At 42.8% G+C, this 19,706-nt stretch carries 18 protein-coding genes; 10 read left to right on the top strand and 8 right to left on the bottom strand.

All coding sequences use genetic code 11. The features are described from left to right. Positions 1–99 precede the first annotated feature (99 nt). Positions 100–1,839, bottom strand: a complete 1,740-nt coding sequence (gene dnaG, locus A923_RS0118485; RefSeq protein WP_017223181.1) for a DNA primase — start codon at positions 1,837–1,839, stop codon at positions 100–102. Positions 1,840–2,115: 276 nt separating this feature from the next. Further along, positions 2,116–2,331 (bottom strand): 30S ribosomal protein S21, encoded by a 216-nt coding sequence (gene rpsU, locus A923_RS0118480; protein WP_006032380.1) that lies wholly within the window; start codon positions 2,329–2,331, stop codon positions 2,116–2,118. 219 nt (positions 2,332–2,550) lie between these two features. On the opposite strand from rpsU, the gene tsaD reads away from it, so the two are divergent. From tsaD to A923_RS0118455, 5 genes are all read left to right on the top strand, one after another. Then, the gene (gene tsaD, locus A923_RS0118475; RefSeq protein WP_017223180.1) at positions 2,551–3,594 is read left to right on the top strand and encodes a tRNA (adenosine(37)-N6)-threonylcarbamoyltransferase complex transferase subunit TsaD; all 1,044 of its coding nucleotides are present in this window, start codon (positions 2,551–2,553) and stop codon (positions 3,592–3,594) included. A 192-nt stretch (positions 3,595–3,786) separates the two neighbouring features. Beyond that, entirely contained in the window at positions 3,787–4,278 is a 492-nt protein-coding gene (locus tag A923_RS0118470) for an LPP20 family lipoprotein (protein ID WP_017223179.1), read from the top strand. Positions 4,279–4,332: 54 nt separating this feature from the next. Then, a complete protein-coding gene (locus tag A923_RS0118465) occupies positions 4,333–4,935 on the top strand; it encodes a penicillin-binding protein activator LpoB (RefSeq protein ID WP_017223178.1) in 603 nt (200 codons plus the stop codon). A 9-nt stretch (positions 4,936–4,944) separates the two neighbouring features. Next, complete coding sequence (locus tag A923_RS0118460) at positions 4,945–6,525, top strand: COG3014 family protein (RefSeq protein WP_017223177.1); 1,581 nt, start codon at positions 4,945–4,947, stop codon at positions 6,523–6,525. 74 nt (positions 6,526–6,599) lie between these two features. Next, the gene (locus A923_RS0118455) at positions 6,600–7,598 is read left to right on the top strand and encodes an LPP20 family lipoprotein (RefSeq protein WP_017223176.1); all 999 of its coding nucleotides are present in this window, start codon (positions 6,600–6,602) and stop codon (positions 7,596–7,598) included. Positions 7,599–7,707: 109 nt separating this feature from the next. Here A923_RS0118455 and fis read toward each other — a convergent pair whose 3' ends face one another. The 3 genes from fis to prmA form a co-directional block, all read right to left on the bottom strand. Beyond that, complete coding sequence (gene fis, locus A923_RS0118450) at positions 7,708–8,007, bottom strand: DNA-binding transcriptional regulator Fis (protein ID WP_006032374.1); 300 nt, start codon at positions 8,005–8,007, stop codon at positions 7,708–7,710. 15 nt (positions 8,008–8,022) lie between these two features. Beyond that, complete coding sequence (gene dusB, locus A923_RS0118445) at positions 8,023–8,988, bottom strand: tRNA dihydrouridine synthase DusB (RefSeq protein WP_026006344.1); 966 nt, start codon at positions 8,986–8,988, stop codon at positions 8,023–8,025. A gap of 326 nt (positions 8,989–9,314) precedes the next feature. Further along, complete coding sequence (prmA, locus tag A923_RS0118440) at positions 9,315–10,196, bottom strand: 50S ribosomal protein L11 methyltransferase (RefSeq protein ID WP_017223174.1); 882 nt, start codon at positions 10,194–10,196, stop codon at positions 9,315–9,317. Positions 10,197–10,632: 436 nt separating this feature from the next. On the opposite strand from prmA, the gene A923_RS0118435 reads away from it, so the two are divergent. From A923_RS0118435 to A923_RS0118415, 5 genes are all read left to right on the top strand, one after another. Beyond that, the gene (locus tag A923_RS0118435; RefSeq protein WP_017223173.1) at positions 10,633–11,988 is read left to right on the top strand and encodes a TolC family protein; all 1,356 of its coding nucleotides are present in this window, start codon (positions 10,633–10,635) and stop codon (positions 11,986–11,988) included. Beyond that, positions 11,989–12,987, top strand: coding sequence for an HlyD family secretion protein (locus A923_RS0118430; RefSeq protein ID WP_017223172.1), 999 nt, complete (start codon positions 11,989–11,991; stop codon positions 12,985–12,987). Positions 12,988–12,996: 9 nt separating this feature from the next. After that, the gene (locus A923_RS0118425; protein WP_157532876.1) at positions 12,997–14,205 is read left to right on the top strand and encodes an ABC transporter permease; all 1,209 of its coding nucleotides are present in this window, start codon (positions 12,997–12,999) and stop codon (positions 14,203–14,205) included. Further along, positions 14,198–15,364, top strand: a complete 1,167-nt coding sequence (locus A923_RS0118420) for an ABC transporter permease (RefSeq protein WP_026006343.1) — start codon at positions 14,198–14,200, stop codon at positions 15,362–15,364. The genes A923_RS0118425 and A923_RS0118420 overlap by 8 nt, the downstream gene beginning before the upstream one ends. 92 nt (positions 15,365–15,456) lie before the next feature. Then, the gene (locus tag A923_RS0118415) at positions 15,457–15,966 is read left to right on the top strand and encodes an aminoacyl-tRNA deacylase (RefSeq protein WP_017223169.1); all 510 of its coding nucleotides are present in this window, start codon (positions 15,457–15,459) and stop codon (positions 15,964–15,966) included. Positions 15,967–16,084: 118 nt separating this feature from the next. Here A923_RS0118415 and A923_RS0118410 read toward each other — a convergent pair whose 3' ends face one another. The 3 genes from A923_RS0118410 to A923_RS0118400 form a co-directional block, all read right to left on the bottom strand. After that, positions 16,085–16,918: a mechanosensitive ion channel family protein gene (locus A923_RS0118410; RefSeq protein ID WP_017223168.1), complete on the bottom strand. Its 834-nt coding sequence runs from the start codon at positions 16,916–16,918 to the stop codon at positions 16,085–16,087. A 253-nt stretch (positions 16,919–17,171) separates the two neighbouring features. Continuing rightward, complete coding sequence (gene phnR, locus A923_RS0118405) at positions 17,172–17,897, bottom strand: phosphonate utilization transcriptional regulator PhnR (RefSeq protein ID WP_017223167.1); 726 nt, start codon at positions 17,895–17,897, stop codon at positions 17,172–17,174. Between the two features lie 89 nt (positions 17,898–17,986). Then, positions 17,987–19,705, bottom strand: a complete 1,719-nt coding sequence (locus A923_RS0118400) for a putative 2-aminoethylphosphonate ABC transporter permease subunit (RefSeq protein ID WP_017223166.1) — start codon at positions 19,703–19,705, stop codon at positions 17,987–17,989. Position 19,706: the final 1 nt, after the last annotated feature.

The raw sequence follows: 19,706 nt of genomic DNA, 5'->3' as shown, positions 1-19,706 counted from the left end.
ATATTAGGCGAAAACTTTCAACTCAGCGTTCTGAACCGATTTAATTCGGCTCTTTTTGTTAGATCTTAAATGGGGCTTAATGAATCGGATTTCAAGCCATTATGACGATTTTAATTCATCTAAAATGCTTTTATACTCCAAACGCTCAGATTTGCTTAAACCACCTTGCGCTATTTTTAATTGTAGTTCACCGAAACGCTGTTCGATGACTTGGGTCGAAAGAACAAATAATGTATCGAAAAACTCAGCTTCAACCGCGTCATCTGCGCCATGATCCCACACAGCCAGCTTTATCAGTGCTTTCTGCTCTGGAGTATCACGCCAATATTCTAATAATTGTGCGGTACTTATTTGATCGCTACTGTTTGTTTGTGCTAACAATTTTAATAAAATATTGATACCGGGTAATTTTAATTGCGGTAAATCATCGAATATTGGTAGATTAAAACCAATGTGCGGATTTTGCAATAATAGACCAATAGCGCGACGTATCGGTGTTATTTGGATCGCTTTTTTAGTTGGCTTTGTCGTGGCTACGGCCGTAAACAGCTTATTTAGCTTAGTTTCATCCCAGCCTAAGAAACGTGCTAGTTTTTTCAGTACGATACCACGGTAGAAACCGTCGGGCATTTTTTCAATTAGCGGTTTGGCTTGGCTGGCTAATTTACTGCGTCCCGCATCGGTATGGATCTCAATATCTTGACTTAAACGGGCAAATAGAAAATCCGGTAATGTTTGGGCATCTTTAAACAGTTGCTCAAGTGCGTCTTTACCTTGGTTACGGACAAGTGAATCAGGGTCTTCGCCATCGGGTAAAAATACAAAGTTGAGTTCTTTACCATCGCGTAATTGCGGTAAGGCATTTTCGAGTGCGCGCCAGGCGGCATCACGACCGGCTTTATCACCGTCGTAACAACAAATTACTTGATTGGTATTGCGGAACAAGGTCTGCATCTGATCGCCAGACGTAGAAGTACCCAATGACGCAACAGCATAATCAATGCCAAACTGCGCCAAAGCCACCACGTCCATATAGCCTTCAACTACGACAATTTGGGGGATCTCTTTATACGCTTGGCGTACTTCGTATAAACCATAAAGCTCTTTACCTTTATGGAAGATCGGCGTTTCCGGCGAGTTTAGGTATTTGGGTTTTTCATCGGTAAGTACCCGGCCACCATAACCAATCACCCGGCCACGCTTATCGCGGATCGGGAACATCACGCGTTCACGAAAACGATCGTAACGACGTGATTTATTTTCGTTCTCGGTTAATACACCCGTGGTGAGTAACTGTTCTTCGGTATGTTTGTCACGGCCAAAGCGTTTTAAGACGTTATCCCAACCTGGAGCGGCGTAACCAATGCCATATTTAGCTATCACTTCCGCTGTCAAACCACGTTGTTTTAGATAGTCATTAACAACTTTTTTGTTTGGATGTTCTTTTAATTGGTATTGATAAAAGCGCGTGACACTTTCGAGCAGTTCGTAATAATCTTTACGCTCGGGTGCTGTCGGGCCGTTATTATTACCACCTTCTTCTCTGGGGACTGCAACACCATAAAAACCCGCTAGATCTTCAATGGCTTCGACAAATTCAAGGTTGTCGTATTCCATTAAAAAACCGATGGCATTACCGTGGGCACCACAACCAAAGCAATGATAGAACTGTTTGTCTTGGCTGACAGTAAAAGAAGGGCTTTTCTCATTATGGAACGGGCAGCAAGCCTGGTAGTTTTTACCTGCTTTTTTAAGCTTTACGCGTTTTTCGACGATATCTACGATATCAGCTCGACCTATCAAGCCATCGATAAAGTCGCGAGGTATTCTACCGGCCATATGTACCTAACTAATGAGTGTGGAGATGATTGATAATATTAATGACAGCAACAATTACAATTACAGTAAATACGTGACTTATTTAAGTTGAACAAATCAGTTATGTACTGGCATCGATATAAGACTGCGTTATAAATTTAATGGGTATTTAAAAGCAAACAAGCCGTGACTCTAGGAGTTCACGGCTTGTTTATAGGCGTATCTTCAGCAGATTAAGTCAGAGACTTGCTCAGTGGGATAAGCCTAAATGCATACAGTATTTATACTAATCAGGGATTAGTATAGACGTACGCGACGTGCGTTTTCACGAGACAGTTTCTTAGCTAGACGCTTAGACGCTGCTGCTTTAGCACGTTTACGAACTGTAGTAGGTTTTTCGTAATGCTCACGACGACGTACTTCAGATAAGATACCTGCTTTTTCGCAAGAGCGTTTGAAACGACGTAGAGCAACGTCAAACGGTTCGTTTTCACGTACTTTAATTACTGGCATGTTTGCTTCCAACCTATAGGTTAAATGGTTCCAAGTTATCTGGAACCTAAAAATATTTTTATAGCAATACTATAAAAATGGTGTCGAATTGTACTCTAAAACCCGATTAAATGTAAAGAATAATAACTTGTCGCTAGGGAAATAAGTATAATTTGGCGCTGGAGAAAAAGCCATTGCACAGGTACTATTGTCGAGTCATGTTTAAGGTGAATGAATAAAATGCGCGTAATAGGAATAGAAACATCATGTGATGAGACCGGCATTGCAATTTATTGTGATGAACAAGGGCTAATGGCTCATCAACTTTATAGCCAAGTAAAACTGCATGCCGATTATGGCGGTGTCGTACCGGAATTAGCGTCACGTGATCATGTGCGTAAAATTATTCCACTGATTAAAGCAGCGTTAGCAGAAGCGGGCTGTACTAAAGATGATATTGACGGTATTGCTTATACTACCGGTCCTGGTCTGGTTGGTGCATTAATGGTGGGAGCGACGGTTGGCCGTAGTATCGCCTATGCATGGGATGTTCCGGCATTAGGTATTAACCATATGGAAGGTCATATGTTAGCGCCAATGTTAGAGGAGGAAACCCCTGACTTTCCGTTCTTAGCGATGTTGGTGTCGGGCGGTCACACGCAAATAGTCCGTGTTGATGGTCTGGGTCGATATACCTTGTTAGGCGAGTCTGTTGATGACGCGGCTGGTGAAGCATTTGATAAAACAGCGAAACTACTGGGTTTAGATTACCCAGGTGGACCTCGCTTATCGGCATTGGCTGATAACGGTGTCGCAGGACGTTATAAGTTCCCGCGTCCAATGACAGATCGTCCAGGCTTAGATTTTAGTTTCTCAGGCTTAAAGACATTTGCGGCGAATACCATTGCTAAAGAAAGAAAATTAGCGGAAGAAGCGGGTGCTGATGGCATTGATGAACAAACGCGTGCGGATATTGCCTTTGCATTCCAAGACGCTGTGGTTGATACCATTTCCATTAAGCTAAGACGAGCAATCAAAGAAACTGGCATTCGACGTCTGGTTGTTGCTGGTGGCGTGAGTGCCAATAAATACTTACGCATCAAATTAGCTGAAATGATGGTGAAGCAAAACGGTGAAGTTTTCTATCCGCGTATTGAGTTCTGTACCGACAATGGTGCGATGATCGCTTATGCCGGTTTACAACGTTTACGTCACGGTGGTGATGACAGCTTAGAGATCACGGCTCGTCCGCGTTGGCCATTAGATCAAATGGATGCGATATAAGTCATAACTATTTGATTTTTTTGTTGTCATACTTACTTAAATGGGTAAATTTGAACAACATAAACCAGACTATCGGTAGGTAGTCTGGTTTTTTTATAACTACGAATCAATAGCGTGAGTGGATTTGGCTTAATACTATTTTAAATTATAATACGATATATTATGTGAATACTTTTTAGGGACCAATTAATCATGAAAATAGCAACATTAAAAATGACCGTGGCAGCCGGTATAATGGCTTTATTATCAGCATGTTCTAGTCAAACTAACATTGAAAGTGATCTCGACATTAGTGGCGCTCCGGACTGGGTGAATATCGGCACGCAAACGGTCGATGATGATTCTGGTCGTTTATTACACGGTGTGGGCATGTCAAATGACATTGCTGACCAATCCTTACAAAAATCTGTCGCTGATAATCGTGCTCGTGCTGAAGTTGCGCGTATCCTAGCTACATCGGTTGATGCTATGCAGGCGGATTATACTGCCGCGGCCAATGGTGAAGTCAGCGCCAATGTTGAACGTGAAATTAAAGCGAAAACTAAATTAGCACTCAATGGCGTTAAAATTATTGGTCGTTGGAAAAATCCAGAAAATGGCGATATTTATGCCTTTGCTGAATTAGACCTGTCTGATCTGGACGCGGCAATTAAGCGTGCGACAGCGTTAGCACCACAACAGTAATGGTATTGATTAAGTGTTTGTTAATTTTATTAAATTTAAGAAAGGAAATGATCAATGAATAAGTTGTTAAAATTAGTATTGGGTTCGGTTTTAGTATCGACGTTAGCGACCGGTTGTAGCACCTCTGTTGAGCGTGTTGATGCGGGTCAAACTGTCGATTTAAGTGGTGCGTGGAACGACACTGACTCACAAATGGTGGCACAAGAAATGATCAGTGATGTGTTAGCACGTCCTTGGTATAACAAGTTCACTGCGAAAACGGGTCAAGCACCTTCAGTGATCGTCGGTACAGTGCGTAATTTAAGCCATGAACACATCAATACCAAAACCTTTGTTAACGAAATGGAACGTGAGCTAATTAATAGCGGCCAAGTTGAGTTTGTCGCATCAAGTGATGAGCGTACTGAGATCCGTGAAGAGCGTATTGACCAAGATTTGAATTCAACTGAATCAACACGTAATGCAGCGGGTCAAGAACAAGGCGCTGACTTTATTCTGAAAGGTCAGATCAATACCATTATTGATACCGCAGATAGCGAGCAAGTACGTTATTACCAAGTTGATTTAAGCTTAATCAGCCTAGCGGATAACCGCAAGGTATGGGTAGGTCAGAAGAAACTGAAGAAATTAGTGTCTAACGGTAAACTACGTTATTAATAGGTCGTGATGAAAGCTGTATTAACATTTTTACGTTCGCGGCGTTATCTCGCTGTTATTGGGTTTAGTTTATTGCAAGGTTGCTCAATGCAGCAGCATCAGCTAAACGATTTGGCACAAACATTAGATAACGGTAATGCGAGTCAAGTATTGTCCGAAGTTGCGCAACGGGAATACCCAGAGCGCGATCTCGCCCAATATAAACTGACACTCGGTTTGTTACGTGCTGTGAATGGTGATTTTGCTGGTGGCATTAATGAATTGCAGGCCGCTAAAACGGAAATTAACCAACTGCAAGCGTTAAGTATTAGCGAAAACATTGGGGCGGTAACGGTCAACGAAACCTTGCGTAGTTATACCAGTACAGCCAGTGAACGGATGTTATTACAGCAATTATTGATCTTATCTTACTTGATGGAAGATGATCTTGATGGTGCGCGGGTTGAAGTCTTGCAGATGCAAGAATTAGCCAAAAGCTTACCGGACAGTGGCCTGTCAGGGTTAGTATCAAGTAGTTATTACTTGGGTGGTTTGGTGTATGAACTCGGTGATGAAACCGATAGTGCCATGATCAGTTATCGTCAAGCCTACCAAATAATGAAAACCAGTAAAGTCGCGATACCGTTGGTATTACAAGACAGCTTATTACTGGCGTCAAAGCAGTTGGGGCTCAGATCTGAACATGAAAAATATGTGCAAGAATTTGACCATGACGTAAAGCCGTTAGATCGAAATAAAAGCCAGCTGGTCTTAGTGTATTGGGGCGGCGTTGTGTCGGCCAAGCAACAGCAATACATGAGCGTATATGCTCCAAGTTTGGGTTATAACATTTCCTTGGCGCTACCTTACTATGCCAAGCATTATGTCAAACCGGTACCTTGGCGTTTTACCGTGTTAGGAAAAACGGCTGAAACCGAAATATTTGATGATGTAAACTTATTGGCGCGTGCCGATCTGGAAGCTGAATCAGCGGCGATTTATGCTGCCGCTTTAGCACGGGTTATTATCAAGCAAACCGCATTACACGAAGTACAAAAAAAGGACGAGGACGGATTAGCGACCTTGTTATTGAATATTACCAGTATGATCAGCGAAATGGCGGATGTACGTAGTTGGAATATGCTACCTGCCAGTATTCAAGTACAACGTCTAACACTGGAACCTGGCACTTATTATTTACAGCAGCCGAGCCTGACTCAAGGCTTTTCTGTTACGGATATCGCGCCGATAATTCCGGTATTAACGACGCCTGAGTTAGTTGCGCCAGTATTGGTGAATGCCACGGCAAGTATTGCAGATGATATTGCAGAGAGTGCCGCCAAGTCTGATAACGGTTTAAGTTTACCGCCATCGAATACGGCGCTAGCAGATGCTGCTAACAACTCAGGTACTATCAGCTCCGATATTAGTAACTCAGATACGACTAGCCCAGATACGCTTAACTCAGAGTCCGTTGCCATGACCAACTTCGGTAATGTGCCAACGGCTGTTACGGTCGGGACGGATCCTTTGTTGTTAACACCAGGGAAAACCGTTTTACTGTTTTATTCAAGTGCGGCTAAAAAAGCATACACCCCCTTATCACCTTAATTATTCATGAGCGGCCGCCCACCGATTAATGTGGGCGTGTGCTTAAGTCACGGTTTGTTACAGGACACGACAACATGATCAATAAATTATTTTCTACCAGTTTAATTTCTGCCGCGGCCATCTTAATGAGTGCTTGTAGCAGTACGCCTGAGCGTCCCACTTGGTTAGATGGCGCAGATGTTAATTATCCTCAAAACGTCTATTTAACCGCGTCTGGTCAAGCTAAAACTAACAGTGTTGCCGATAACCGCGCATTAGCTAATTTAGCCAAGATATTCGAAGTATCGATTGCCGATGAAAGCATTGATTTTAGCGAAGCCAATATCAGTCAGAGTAATGTTAGTGGCACCACGGTCCGTCAGGTGGATAATAAGCAAACTTTATCGCGCTTTGTAAATACCCAAGCCCAGCAAGTATTGCAAGGCACCAGTATTGTCGAACGCTGGCAAGATCCGGTGACGGGTCAACAGTCTAGTCTGGCGGTGATGAAGAAAGCGCCAGCTGCTGCATTGTTCATGCAGTCGATACGTGCCGCAGATGAGCAAACAAGCGCTGCAGTGAAGTATGCCGAGCAACAAGCACCAAACCCACTGATAGCCCTTAGTGCATTAGAAAGTGCCCGTGAGCGTCAGATCACACGCTTAAATGATAATAATAATCTGCGCGTAGTGACTGGCAACGACATCAATGTGGAATACTCGGTAGAAACCTTAACGCAGATGATTAAAAGTCGCTTAGCGGCATTATCGTTTGCAACGGCAGCAACGGATGAACAAGCGTTATTATCGTTGCAAAGTGGCGCCGCTGAAGTCGGCGTACAGCTTAAAGATGATAGCCAATACAAATTAGTACTCACCTTGGATAAAGGGGCTGTAGAGCAACGTCAGGCGTGGTATTGGTTACAGGGTAACGTTGTCTTGAATGTGATGGATGGTACCAAGAGTATTGCGAATAAACGCTGGCCCTTTAAGATCTCGGCGCAAAGCGAGCAATTATTAGAACAACGACTCGCGGTTAAGCTAAATAAGGCAATGCCGGGTTATGTTTATCAAGTATTAACCCCAAAAATGTAAGCTAGCTTTACTTTTTACCGCTTAGTTTGACTCGTTTTTGAGATATAAAAAAGCCAGCCCTGATAAATCAGGGCTGGCTTTTTATTACATTACGTTCAGGCAATAAAGCTTAGTTCATGCCGTAACGTTTTAGTTTCTTCCGAAGAGTACCACGGTTGATGCCCATCATCACAGCTGCACGGGTTTGGTTACCGCGCGTATACTGCATAATGATATCTAGCATTGGCGCTTCAACTTCTGCTAATACCAAGTCATAAAGGTTTTCTACGTCTTGGCCATTTAATTGTGCAAGGTAATTTCGTAGTGCTTGTTGGACAGAATCACGTAATGGTTTCTGTACAATTTGCTCAGCTTGTTGCACGGTTGCAGAAGTTGTTAAGGCACTAGGAGCCAGATTTTGTTCAAACATATATTGCTCTTCTCGTTAGCTTAAATCATCAAAATATTTCATTAATGCAAGGTGTTGTTCCGCAGAACTATCCAATGCATTAAAGCTTTTACGAAACTCAACACCATTAGTCTGGTGTTGTATGTACCAACCGACGTGTTTGCGCGCAAATCGAACGCCTTTAAACTCACCGTAAAACTGGTGTAGGTTTTCGACATGTTGCAAAATGACTCGGCGAACTTCATCAGCAGTTGGCACGGGTAATTTTTCACCTGTTTTAAGATAGTGATTTATTTCCCGAAAAATCCAAGGATTACCTTGAGCTGGACGTCCGATCATCAGACCGTCAACACCCGTGTACTCAAGTACCCGTTTAGCTTTTTCTGGGCTATCGATATCACCATTTGCGATCACAGGAATGCTAATGCTAGCTTTAATCGCCTTTATAGTGTCGTATTCTGCATTGCCCTTGTACAGGCAAGCGCGAGTACGACCATGAACCGCGAGGGCTTGTATTCCAGCTTGCTCGGCGATTTCAGCTATCTCTATACCATTGCGATGTTCTGGATCCCAACCGGTACGTATCTTTAGTGTTACCGGAATATCGACCGCGTTTACTACCGCATCCAATATCCGTTTCACTTGTTCCGGGTGCTGCATTAATGCAGAACCAGCAAATTTCTTGTTCACTTTTTTCGCTGGACAACCCATGTTGATATCAATGATCTGCGCACCATTTTTTACATTATGCTGTGCAGCTGCTGCCATCAACTCTGGATCTGCTCCTGCTATTTGCACGGAACGGATCCCGGTTTCGCCAGCATGATCCATGCGCTGTAACGATTTTTCTGAAGACCAAACTCGAGGGTTACTCGATAACATCTCTGACACAGCCATACCAACACCCAAATCACGACAAAGTTGACGGAAAGGACGATCGGTTACACCAGCCATCGGAGCCAAGAATAATTGGTTATCCAGAAGATAAGGACCTATTTTCATCTGTTGCGGCTCATTTGCTCTAAGGCGGCGTATGTTACGCATTTTTCACCCGAGTTAAAAGGTTAATAATTAGACTATTGAATATTTTTTTAGTTAAAATCATTAAATAGTCAAAAAAACACCTCTAAATCAAATTATAACAACAGATAATCGAGCTAAAGTGCTTATTCTTCAATTTTCATTGAAGTTAAATGAGAAATTGAGATAGCGTGTATTTTAGCCTGATTAATTACCGTTAGCACGTTTTTTACGTGTTTACTGTTCATTTAATCTACACAAGCCTAATTTTTGCATTTGCTTATGTAGAGTAAACAGTATGGGTAATATTATTTGATTTGGCCGTTTAATCGCGCCCATTCATCAGACAGTGTTGGTTCATCCATGATGCAGTGTTGACGATAAATTTCGTTCAATTCTGCTGCTTGGTGATCCAAGATGCCTGACAAGGCGATTTTACCACCTGGCTTTAAGAAGCTAACGATAAGCCCTGATAACTCACGTAGCGGTGCTGCAAGGATATTTGCAACGACTACATCGGCTTTGATGCCTTCAGGTTGATCAGCAGGTAAGTACAATTCGATTTTATCGGCAACGCCATTACGTTCAGCGTTATCACGACTTGCTAGGATTGCTTGTGGGTCGATATCAACACCAATGACGCGCTTTGCGCCTAATTTAAGTGCTGCGATAGCTAAGATGCCTGAACCACAACCGAAATCGACAACTGTTTTGCCTGTAAGGTCTTGGCCATCTAACCATTTAAGGCATAATGCTGTTGTTTGGTGGGTACCGGTACCAAATGCTAAACCTGGATCAAGCATCACGTTAACCGCACTTTCATCCGGTACTGGACGCCAGCTTGGGCAGATCCACAGACGTTCGCCAAATTGCATCGGGTGGAAGTTTTCCATCCATTCGCGTTCCCAGTCTTTGTCTTCGAGTATTTCTAATTTGTAGCGGAAATCTGGACCTAATACCTTGGTTTTTGCTAAAAACGCTAAGATTGGCTGCATGTCTTTATCAGCCTCAAATAAACCAGTGACATCAGTATCACCCCAAAGTAGAGTTTCACCTGGCAATGGCTCAAAGATTGGCGAATCTTGTGAGTCCATAAATGTGACTGCACTTGCGCCTGCACCAGATAGCATATTACCTATCTTCTCAGCTGTTTCTTCGCTAGCATTAATTTTTAATTGGATCCAAGACATCTATTTTCTCTCAGTTATTTCGTGGGCGTAATTGTACGCATCTAAGCTATAAGACACCATCGGTTAATGGTAATTAAATGCAAATTTATATTTTTTATTGCGTTAACCACATCCTGTGAAGGCCTACAGTCGAGCGTTTGTTATTAAGCTGTTATTTAAATTAGTCTCATACTGGCGTAGTGCTCGACAAATTTATGCGTTATCATTTGTTTTTGGTTATGCATTGCCATGTTTACTGCGCTATTTTTAGAGTATAAACTCTATTGTTGGTTGCTAGGATATAAACATGACGGTGTGTACAGTTTTTGAATGTATTACCCACCGCTGTTTAATCATCTGATATTAATAGTTTAATTATTTTATATTAATAGCTTAGTTCGTTGCTATATTAATAGGGATGCACTATTCGACAACGGCGTGATCTTAGGAATCAAGTATGAAAACAGTCTTTTATGGCGTAATGACTGCCATTGCATTGAGTTGTAATGTGCAAGCTGCTGCTATCGATTTTTCTGAAGCTTGGTATCAAGTTGCACAGAAAAATGATGCGCTGCTGGCAAAGAAAGAAGAAGTAAAATATTCGGAAGCCTTACAGGATGCAGCCAAGTCGCTGTATTTACCCAATGTTGATATTACTGGCTCGTATACCCATTTTGATAAACCTGTCGAAATTGATACGTCAGGAGTGGGTGCTGCATTACCTATTCCGCTACCTTTTGCATTACCGAATCTACCGTTAACCAATCAAAACTTTGCCCATTCGTCATTGAATGCAGTCTTACCTGTGTACACGGGTGGCCGCATTACTGCTGCGCAAGATATTCGTCAAGCGCAAGTAGACGAAGCGCAAAGTAATTATAATTTAGCCACCCGCGCTACCTTTACTCAATTAGTACAATATTATTTTGGTGTGGTATTAGCAGAGCAAGTCTATCAAGTGCGTCTGGATGCGGTGGACGCGTTAGCCGATCACTTAAATCATGCGGTGAAGTTTGAGCAGCAGGGTCAGATTGCAAAAGTAGAACGTTTGATGGCGCAGGTATCGTTAGACAAAGCGCAAATTGAAGCGCAGAAATCATTACGTGATTATGAGATCGCTAAATTAGCGTTAACCAAAATGCTCAAGCAGCAAGAGTCTGTACTGCCGACTACGCCACTGTTTGTAAATAACAGTGTCACCTCGGTAACGCCGTATTTAAGCAAAACCTTAACCGATCATCCCGGCATTGCCATCTTAAATGCCAAGCGCGAACAAGCTAAAGGCATGGTGGATATGGCGTCGGCTAAGCATTTACCAGAAGTGATGTTATACGGTAATTATAATTTATATTCCGATGATTCAGTGACTGGTGAGTTATTACCTGAATGGATGGTAGGTGTGGGTGTGCGAATTCCTATTATAGAGCGCTCTGGCACGTCACAAGAAGTCGTGGCCGCAAAAAGTTCGGTACGTCAGGTCAATTTATTACAGCTGCAAATGCAGCAAGACTTATCGATTCTAGTCGAAAAAACCTATGCCGAAATGAGTCAGGCATTAGAAGAATATAATTCATTGGCATCAAGCCAAGCCTTGTCAGAAGAGACCGTGGTACTGCGCCAAAAGGCCTTTAGCCAAGGTTTATCCACTTCATTGGAAGTGGCTGATTCACAATTATATGCCACCAGTATTCGGGTTCAACGTCTGTCTGCAAGCTATAACTATGTTAAATCGCTGGCGCAATTATTATCTGTGAGTGGCGAGGTTGATCGCTTCATGGACTATCTACAAATCAATGGTATCGAGGTTAAATAAATGAGTAAAGTTAAGACAGGCATCATTGCGGTAGTCGTGCTAGCTATTATCGGCTGGTTAGTATTTGAATTTAACAAGGCGTATGAGCCTAAAGCTATCTTGTTACAAGGTCAGATTGAAGCCGAGCAATATAATGTTTCTTCTAAGATCCCTGGACGTATTGCGTCAGTGGATGTGAAGAAAGGTGAGCGAGTGAGCCAAGGGCAATTAATTTTCTCGTTAGCGAGTCCTGAACTCGATGCCAAGCTGGTGCAAGCAAAAGCCGGTCGTTCAGCAGCGACTGCCATGCGCGAACAAGCTGAAACTGGTGCCCGTGAGCAGCAAATTATCGCCGCGAAAGATCAGTGGAAAAAAGCTCAAGCCGCAGCGCAGTTGATGGAAAAAACCTATCAGCGCGTGGATAATCTTTATAATGACGGTGTATTGCCAGAGCAAAAGCGCGATGAAGTATATACCAAATGGCAAGCGTCGAAATATACCCAAAATGCGGCTTATCAAGGTTACCAAATGGCGAGAGAAGGCGCACGTAAAGAAACCAAACAAGCGGCTATAGAGCAAGAGCGTATGGCACAAGGTGTTGTTACTGAAGTAGAGTCATATACCAAAGATACTAAACAATATGCTCTGCGTGATGGTGAGGTAGTACAAATCTTATTGAAAGAAGGTGAGTTAGCGCCGACTGGTTTCCCTGTGGTGAGTATTGTCGATATTAACGATAGTTGGGCGGTATTTAATATCCGCGAAGATTTATTACCAAGATTGACAAAAGGCACGCTATTAACTGCACGTATCCCTGCGATTGGTGATGCGACGTTCCAGTATGAAGTGACGCATATTGCGGTGATGGGTGATTACGCGACTTGGCGTTCGACCGATAACGCTAAAGGTTTTGATTTACGCACTTTTGAGATTGAAGCAAGACCGGTTCAACCGATTGCCGATCTGCGCGTGGGTATGAGCGTACTCGTTGAGCTGGCCCCGTCAGCCACTGCGCAGTAAGTTGGTTTGATGATGCGTTCATTCATTACTCAGATCAAAGCGGTTTGGCAGCGTGAGAATAGCTTGATATTGGCATCGAAATGGCAATTATCACTGGTGACTTGGTTGCCGTTAGCTTGCATGTTGCTGATATACGCTATTTTTTCACAAGGTATTCCGCGTGATCTTGCGGTCGCGGTGGTTGATCAAGACCACAGTCGAATATCACGTAACTTGGTGCGTTATATTGATGCGAATCCTTCACTTGCCGTGACCCACCAAGTGACCAACCTGGCCGAGGGTAAAGCCTTGATGCAACGCGGTGAAGTGTATGCGGTGGTGCAAATACCGCGTGACTTTGAAAAAAAAATCTATCTCGCAATGACACCGGAAGTCAGTACTTTTTACAATGCCCAATATGTGCTTATTGGTAAGCTGGTATCGTCTAATATGGCGAAAACATTTGCCACTTTCAACGCCAAAATTGATGCAGTCAAAACCCTGGCGAGTGGTGGTAATCTGGCGTTAATCAAAGGTACGATAGCCCCAATTTCGACCCAGGTTAATCCGCTTTATAATGTCTCGACCAATTATGTGCCATTTTTGGTGACGGCTGCCGTTCCGGCATTATGGCAAATCTTTGTGTTGGTTTCGGTGTTACTCGCATTTGGGTCGGAATATAAAAATAATACCCAAGCGAATTGGTTTCAACGTGCTGATGGTGCCGTCGTGAGTGCGGTGATAGGCAAGTTATTACCCTATACCTTGTTATCCGTGGTACATGGTTTGTTGTTTTTAAGTTTCTTTTACGGTTATTTGAGTATGCCAATGCATGGCAACTGGGGTTACTTATTGTTAATTCTGATCGTGGCCGTATTAGCGGGGCAGGCTATCGCTCTATTGATCTTTACTTTGACCATGAATCTGACGCAAGCGATTAGCATGGGGGCGGCGTATTCGGCACCTGCATTTGCCTTTATCGGGGTGACTTTCCCTGCTGAAAGTATGCCGCAGTTAGCGCTGATATGGCGCGCACTATTGCCGATCACCCATTATATGCAGTTACAGATTGGTCAGGTGAATTACGGTCAGGGCTTTATGGCTTTGTTGCCGCAGTTAATATCGTTAGGGTTATTTACCTTAACCTTTGTGGTGGCGATATATCGAATTAAGCGTCATCGCGATAGTACGTTGTTAGCAGATAATAAGGTGATCTTAGCGGGGCATGACGATGAATAAATTCTTAGTATTGGTGGTGCTCGAAATTAAAAGCATTTTTGCCGACCGTAGTATTCTATTAACCATGTTTGGCGGCATTATCATGTACTCGCTCTTGTATCCTCTGCCGTATTCTCAGCAGGTATCAAGAGATGTTGAAATTGTGGTGATTGATTATGATCGCAGTTCGGTCAGCCGTGAGTTGATCCGCATGGTTAATGCGACCCCTGATACCCATATTGCTGGGCAGGTTGATTCAGTTCGTGATGCCGAGGCGTTAATTGAGCAAGGGAAAATTAAAGGTTTTTTGATTATTCCTCAACATTTCCGTCGTGATTTATTGATGGAAAAAGCGGTGACGTTATCACTCGGTGGTGATGCCAGCTATTTCATGGCTTACTCGACCATTGCATCGGGCATTCTGAAAGCGGGTGGCACCTTGTCTGCACAGATTAAAGTCGCGAGGTTAACGGTGGATGAAGAGAATATCTTGCTGGCTAAAGCGCAATGGCAACCGACCTCGTTAAACCTACAGCCTGTGTTTAATCAGGCAAACGGTTATTTGGATTATGTGGTGCCGGCGGTATTTATTTTGATCTTGCAGCAAACGCTATTAATCGTCAGCGGTATTTTATCTGGCAGTCAAAATGAACGCTCACGCGCCCAAGAACAGGGTTATTGGTTAACGGCCTCGCCGACATTATTGTTACTGGCACGTTGTCTGGTATTTTTAAGCCTGTATTTGGTGTTTAGTTTGTATTATTTCGGTTTTGCATTGGATATTTATGGGGTGAATAGACTCGCTGCGGCGTTGGATATTCTTAAACTATTAGTGCCATTCTTACTGGCGGTTGTCTGTCTTGGTGTTGCACTAGGGCAGTTGTATAACCAGGCGGAAACTGCCACACAGGTGATTCTGTTTAGCTCTATGCCCGTCTTGTTTAGCAGTGGTTTTATTTGGCCGGTGAGTGAGATCCCAAATTGGCTGGTGGCGATATCGCAATTATTCCCAAGTACTGCGGCTATCCAAGGTCTGTTGCAGTTAAATCAAATGGGCGCTGATTTTGAGATGGTCCATCATTTTCAAACCCAGTTGTTAATCCAAGGATTTGGTTATGCTGTATTAGCGATTATCTTGCTGACTTACAAACAGCGTAAATATAGACTTAGCGCGAGTTAATATCTCGCCTAAATAATTAGCTGATTAGCTCGCGTTGTCACGATTTAGCTTCCATACTTTACTTGTAGAAAAAGTATTTTATGGAGGCTAAAATGAGTATGGCAACCAAAGTTGGCCAGTTTTTAGCGAGTCACAACATCGACTTTAGTTTAGTTAAACATCGTCACACCGCAAGCTCGTTTAATTCTGCCCTGTCTGCACACGTCCCGAGTTCACAAGTCGCCAAAGCGGTGATTTTACGTGATATTGGTGGCGATTATTTAATGGCCGTTGTACCCGCAAACAAGCATGTATTAATTGGTGAAATTAATCGGCAAACGGGTAAGCAATATTATTTATTGGCTGAGCATGAACTGGCAACACTGTTTCAAGATTGTGAGCCCGGGGCAATCCCATCATTAGGACAGATCTATGGTATGGATATGTTGGTGGACGATATGTTGTTCGAACAAGACCAGCTATTTATGGAATCGGGCGATCATATGAATCTGATTAATTTAGATAAACGCCAGTTTGGTAAAGCAATGGGTAGTTTACCGCATAGTCATATTAGCGGTTATAGCTTTAAAGAAGGTCCCTTGTTTGAACGTCGCGACCTTTGATTACAGAGGGCTGTAAAAACCAAGGTTAACAGAAGTAAAAAATCAACAGTAACAAAAATGGGCGCCTCTCAGGCGCCCATTTTATTATCGTTCACTCACTATTATCAATCGCTAACGATTAGCTTGCAGGTGGCGTTGGGTTCCCTTGTACATGCAAATCTAATTGTGGGTAAGGGATGGCAATACCGGCAGCATCAAGCGCTAATTTTAGCTCTTCTTGCATGCTAAAGTAAGCGCCCCAGTAATCGGCTGTTTTCACCCAAGGGCGCACTGCGAAATTAACTGATGAATCGGCTAATTCTAGAATGCCGACTGTGTAATCAGGATCTTCTAGGGTAAATTCGTTGTTCTTGATCACCTCGATTAAGATCGCTTTCGTTTGCTTAATGTCCGCGTCATACGATACGCCAACCACAAGGTCTAAACGACGTTTACCCAGTGCCGAGTAGTTCGTAATTGTGCCATCCATGATTGCTGCATTTGGCGCAATAATCACTTTATTATCAGGTGTGATTAAACGTGTTGAGAAAATAGTAATTTCATCAACTGTACCAGATACACCAGCGGCTTCGATATAATCACCGATACGACAAGGGCGGAAGATAACGATTAATACACCAGCGGCAAAATTCGATAATGAACCTTGTAGCGCAAGACCTACGGCTAAACCAGCAGCACCAATAACAGCGACCAGTGATGCAGTTTGCACACCGAACTGACTTAGCGTTGCAATAACCGTGAATGCAAACACCACACTCCAAGCCATGTTACCAATAAAAGACGCAACGGTTTTATCAATATTACGTTTTATTAATAAGCCTGAGGTTATTTTTTTCATCACATTGGCAAGGTATTTACCAACGATAAAGATCACTAATGCCATCAGTATTTTGGTACCGTAAATGGTAGCAAGCTCTGGCGCTTGTACGAGTAATTGTTCGAGATATTCCATGGACAAATTCCTATCATTTTGAATGTTAAATATGCGTATACCTGCATAGGGTATTCTAGACTATATTAGTCAGCCTTTTTTGATATGTTACATTATTTCTAATACATGACAAAGTACAGTCTATTTAATGCGTTAAAGTGATAATTTTGGTGCTTATATATGCGATAACTATATGCGATAAAAAAGCCGACAGGTTATTATCGACGTTTACTTCTGGTGATTTTTGGCGCTTACAGTGAACCATTATGGATGTTTATTGTTGGCGAGTTGCTTGCGCTTCAATCGTTACTGCATCATGACGCCAGTACTCCTGATCGCAATCCAATAATTTACCATGTTGATCATAATTAACCCGTTCTATATACATAGCGGCGCAGCCTGACGTGGCACGTAATGGCGCTGCGGTATTAGCCACTAATGACGAAGAACGAATACGATAATGAGTTTGTTGATAAAGGGTGCCGTAGTGTTGTTGATAGATATCGGTTAATGACGCCGACAGATCGTGACTGAGTAAATTAGGCAGCCGTTCAGGTAACACATAATTAGTCACTAATACCACAGGGCGTTCATCTAAATAACGCAGGCGGTGAATACGGATCACGGCTGTCTGCGGTGCTATCTGTAATAACTCGGCAATATGCTTATCGGCCGGCACTATCGTAGCACTGATTAATTCTGTTTTTGGTGTACGTTGTTGGCTGAGGGCTAAATTATGAAAATTGGTGGTATTGGTCGGATCATAGCGTAATGGTGTTGGGGAAATAAACCAGCCGCGACGGTCTTCACGGTAAATCCGCCCTTCTGATTCTAATAACGATAATGCCTCACGCAGGGTCACGCGGGTGGTATTGAAATCCTCTGCTAGTTTACGCTCTGATGCTAACTTCTGTCCTGGCGTGAACTTTTGTCCTGATGAAAATAATGAACCGGATTCTATCTGCAGTAAAATTTCTTGTTTTATTTTTAGGTATTGCACAACAGCCTCTGATACTAGGAGATTAATCTGCTACTGGGTTATTGTTTTACACAGTAGCAGATAGATGCTTAATTTGACGTATTAAGTAATTATTTTTGACGCCAAGCTTGGGTTCTTTTATTAATAAATGACGCGGCAATTAAGTGGATCACTTTCGCCAGTGCTGCGGTGACTAAGATCATCACAGCCATCGCGGCTGCAGAACCTGTTTGTCCGGCATCATCCATGTTTAATACCGACACCGAGGCTGGAATTGTATCGGTCGCATATAAAAATACCACGGCGGAAGTGGTGGTTAATGCATTAATAAATAAATAGGCCGCAATATCCATGATAGCAGGTGCACAAATCGGTAGGGTGATAACAAAGAATGATTTGTACTGTGGCATTTTAATGGAGGCTGAAATCGCTTCAATCTCTGCGGGTAATTGTTTTAGCGCCGTTAATGCAGTCATGTGACCGACGGTGTAATAATGCACCACGGTATTAATCACCAGTAATATCATGGTTGCATATAGGCCATTAAGTGGATTATTGACATCGTTGAAAAAGAAGATATAACCCAGGCCTAATACGATACCTGGTACGGCCATTGGAATGATAGTTATCATCTGTAGTAGCTGACGGATAGGACCAAAGCCACGGCCTTTTTCGATAACATAAGCACCAATAAAGATGATCACTGTACCGAATACCGCTACCCAGCTCGCTAATGTTAATGAGTTAAAGTAAGGGGTCCAACCATAAGTACTGACTTCACTAAAATTATAATTGTTGAAACTTAAGCTTAAGTTCCATGGCCAAAATGTCACGAATGACGCGTAGATTGCCATGCCAATAACAGCCAGGATTGCCAGCGCAATTGTGCTACAGAATAACAAGCAAATACCATCACGTACTTTATGTGGTTTAGGGGTGTAAGCAACAGAACGTGAATCAAATAAATTTTGTTGTTTGCGTTGTACATGGCGGTCAATCATAAACGCTAATACCGCAGGTAATAACAGCAGAACACTGGTTACCGCGCCCATGGCAAAATTTTGTTGACCTACTACTTGTTTGAAAATATCCGTAGCTAATACATTATAACTACCGCCGATCACTTTTGGTACACCAAAGTCACAAACCACCAAGGTAAACACTAAGATCAAGGTGCTGATTACGCCATACTTTGCTGCCGGTAAGGTCACCATGAAAAATGTTTTAATTGGGTGGGTTTTTAATACGGTTGCGGCTTCATATAAACGTGCATCGGAAGTGCGTAACGCCGTGGTTAAGATCATCAATGCATGGGGGAAAGTCCAAAACGCCATGCCGATGGTAATACCGATAACCCCATAAATAGATGCGCCGCCCAGTAACTCTTTGGCAATACCTTGATTACCAAACAAGTAAATCAAGCTGATCGCAGGCAGTAATGACGGTGCTAAGATTGGCGCTGAACCGACAATTTGAAATAAGGTTTTAAAAGGCATGCAACTACGGGTTAACGCATAGGCATAACTGAAAGAGAGTACGCCGACAATCGCTGTTGTGATTAAACCCACGGTAACGGTATTGGCAATCGAGTGCAGCATGGCACTGGATTGGAAATATGCCGTAAAATTGCTTAAGCCAATGAAGTTACCATTTAGATCTTGGACACTTTTGGCAAACATCGTCAACATAGGCGCAAGAATGAAAAAGCCCATCAGCACGGTTAAAATAATTAAGATACCGCCCAGCAACGCGCTATCTCGACTAAATGACAGACTTAATCGTTGTAGATAGTTTGGCGTCGCCAGCTTTCTATTGATGCTTGTGTCCATG

The organism is Moritella dasanensis ArB 0140, assembly GCF_000276805.1.
GTDB classification, from domain to species: domain Bacteria; phylum Pseudomonadota; class Gammaproteobacteria; order Enterobacterales; family Moritellaceae; genus Moritella; species Moritella dasanensis.
This window is presented reverse-complemented; position numbering and strand designations above follow the sequence as displayed.

Bases quoted from the DNA above. Each gene is read 5' to 3' on its own strand.
- A923_RS0118425 (WP_157532876.1), top strand. From the start codon at position 12,997: ATGATGCGTTCATTCATTACTCAGATCAAAGCGGTTTGGCAGCGTGAG.
- A923_RS0118470 (WP_017223179.1), top strand. From the start codon at position 3,787: ATGAAAATAGCAACATTAAAAATGACCGTGGCAGCCGGTATAATGGCT.
- A923_RS0118400 (WP_017223166.1), bottom strand. From the start codon at position 19,705: ATGGACACAAGCATCAATAGAAAGCTGGCGACGCCAAACTATCTACAA.
- A923_RS0118460 (WP_017223177.1), top strand. From the start codon at position 4,945: ATGAAAGCTGTATTAACATTTTTACGTTCGCGGCGTTATCTCGCTGTT.
- A923_RS0118410 (WP_017223168.1), bottom strand. From the start codon at position 16,918: ATGGAATATCTCGAACAATTACTCGTACAAGCGCCAGAGCTTGCTACC.
- A923_RS0118420 (WP_026006343.1), top strand. From the start codon at position 14,198: ATGAATAAATTCTTAGTATTGGTGGTGCTCGAAATTAAAAGCATTTTT.
- A923_RS0118430 (WP_017223172.1), top strand. From the start codon at position 11,989: ATGAGTAAAGTTAAGACAGGCATCATTGCGGTAGTCGTGCTAGCTATT.
- A923_RS0118465 (WP_017223178.1), top strand. From the start codon at position 4,333: ATGAATAAGTTGTTAAAATTAGTATTGGGTTCGGTTTTAGTATCGACG.
- prmA (WP_017223174.1), bottom strand. From the start codon at position 10,196: ATGTCTTGGATCCAATTAAAAATTAATGCTAGCGAAGAAACAGCTGAG.
- tsaD (WP_017223180.1), top strand. From the start codon at position 2,551: ATGCGCGTAATAGGAATAGAAACATCATGTGATGAGACCGGCATTGCA.
- dnaG (WP_017223181.1), bottom strand. From the start codon at position 1,839: ATGGCCGGTAGAATACCTCGCGACTTTATCGATGGCTTGATAGGTCGA.
- rpsU (WP_006032380.1), bottom strand. From the start codon at position 2,331: ATGCCAGTAATTAAAGTACGTGAAAACGAACCGTTTGACGTTGCTCTA.
- fis (WP_006032374.1), bottom strand. From the start codon at position 8,007: ATGTTTGAACAAAATCTGGCTCCTAGTGCCTTAACAACTTCTGCAACC.
- A923_RS0118455 (WP_017223176.1), top strand. From the start codon at position 6,600: ATGATCAATAAATTATTTTCTACCAGTTTAATTTCTGCCGCGGCCATC.
- A923_RS0118415 (WP_017223169.1), top strand. From the start codon at position 15,457: ATGAGTATGGCAACCAAAGTTGGCCAGTTTTTAGCGAGTCACAACATC.
- dusB (WP_026006344.1), bottom strand. From the start codon at position 8,988: ATGAAAATAGGTCCTTATCTTCTGGATAACCAATTATTCTTGGCTCCG.
- A923_RS0118435 (WP_017223173.1), top strand. From the start codon at position 10,633: ATGAAAACAGTCTTTTATGGCGTAATGACTGCCATTGCATTGAGTTGT.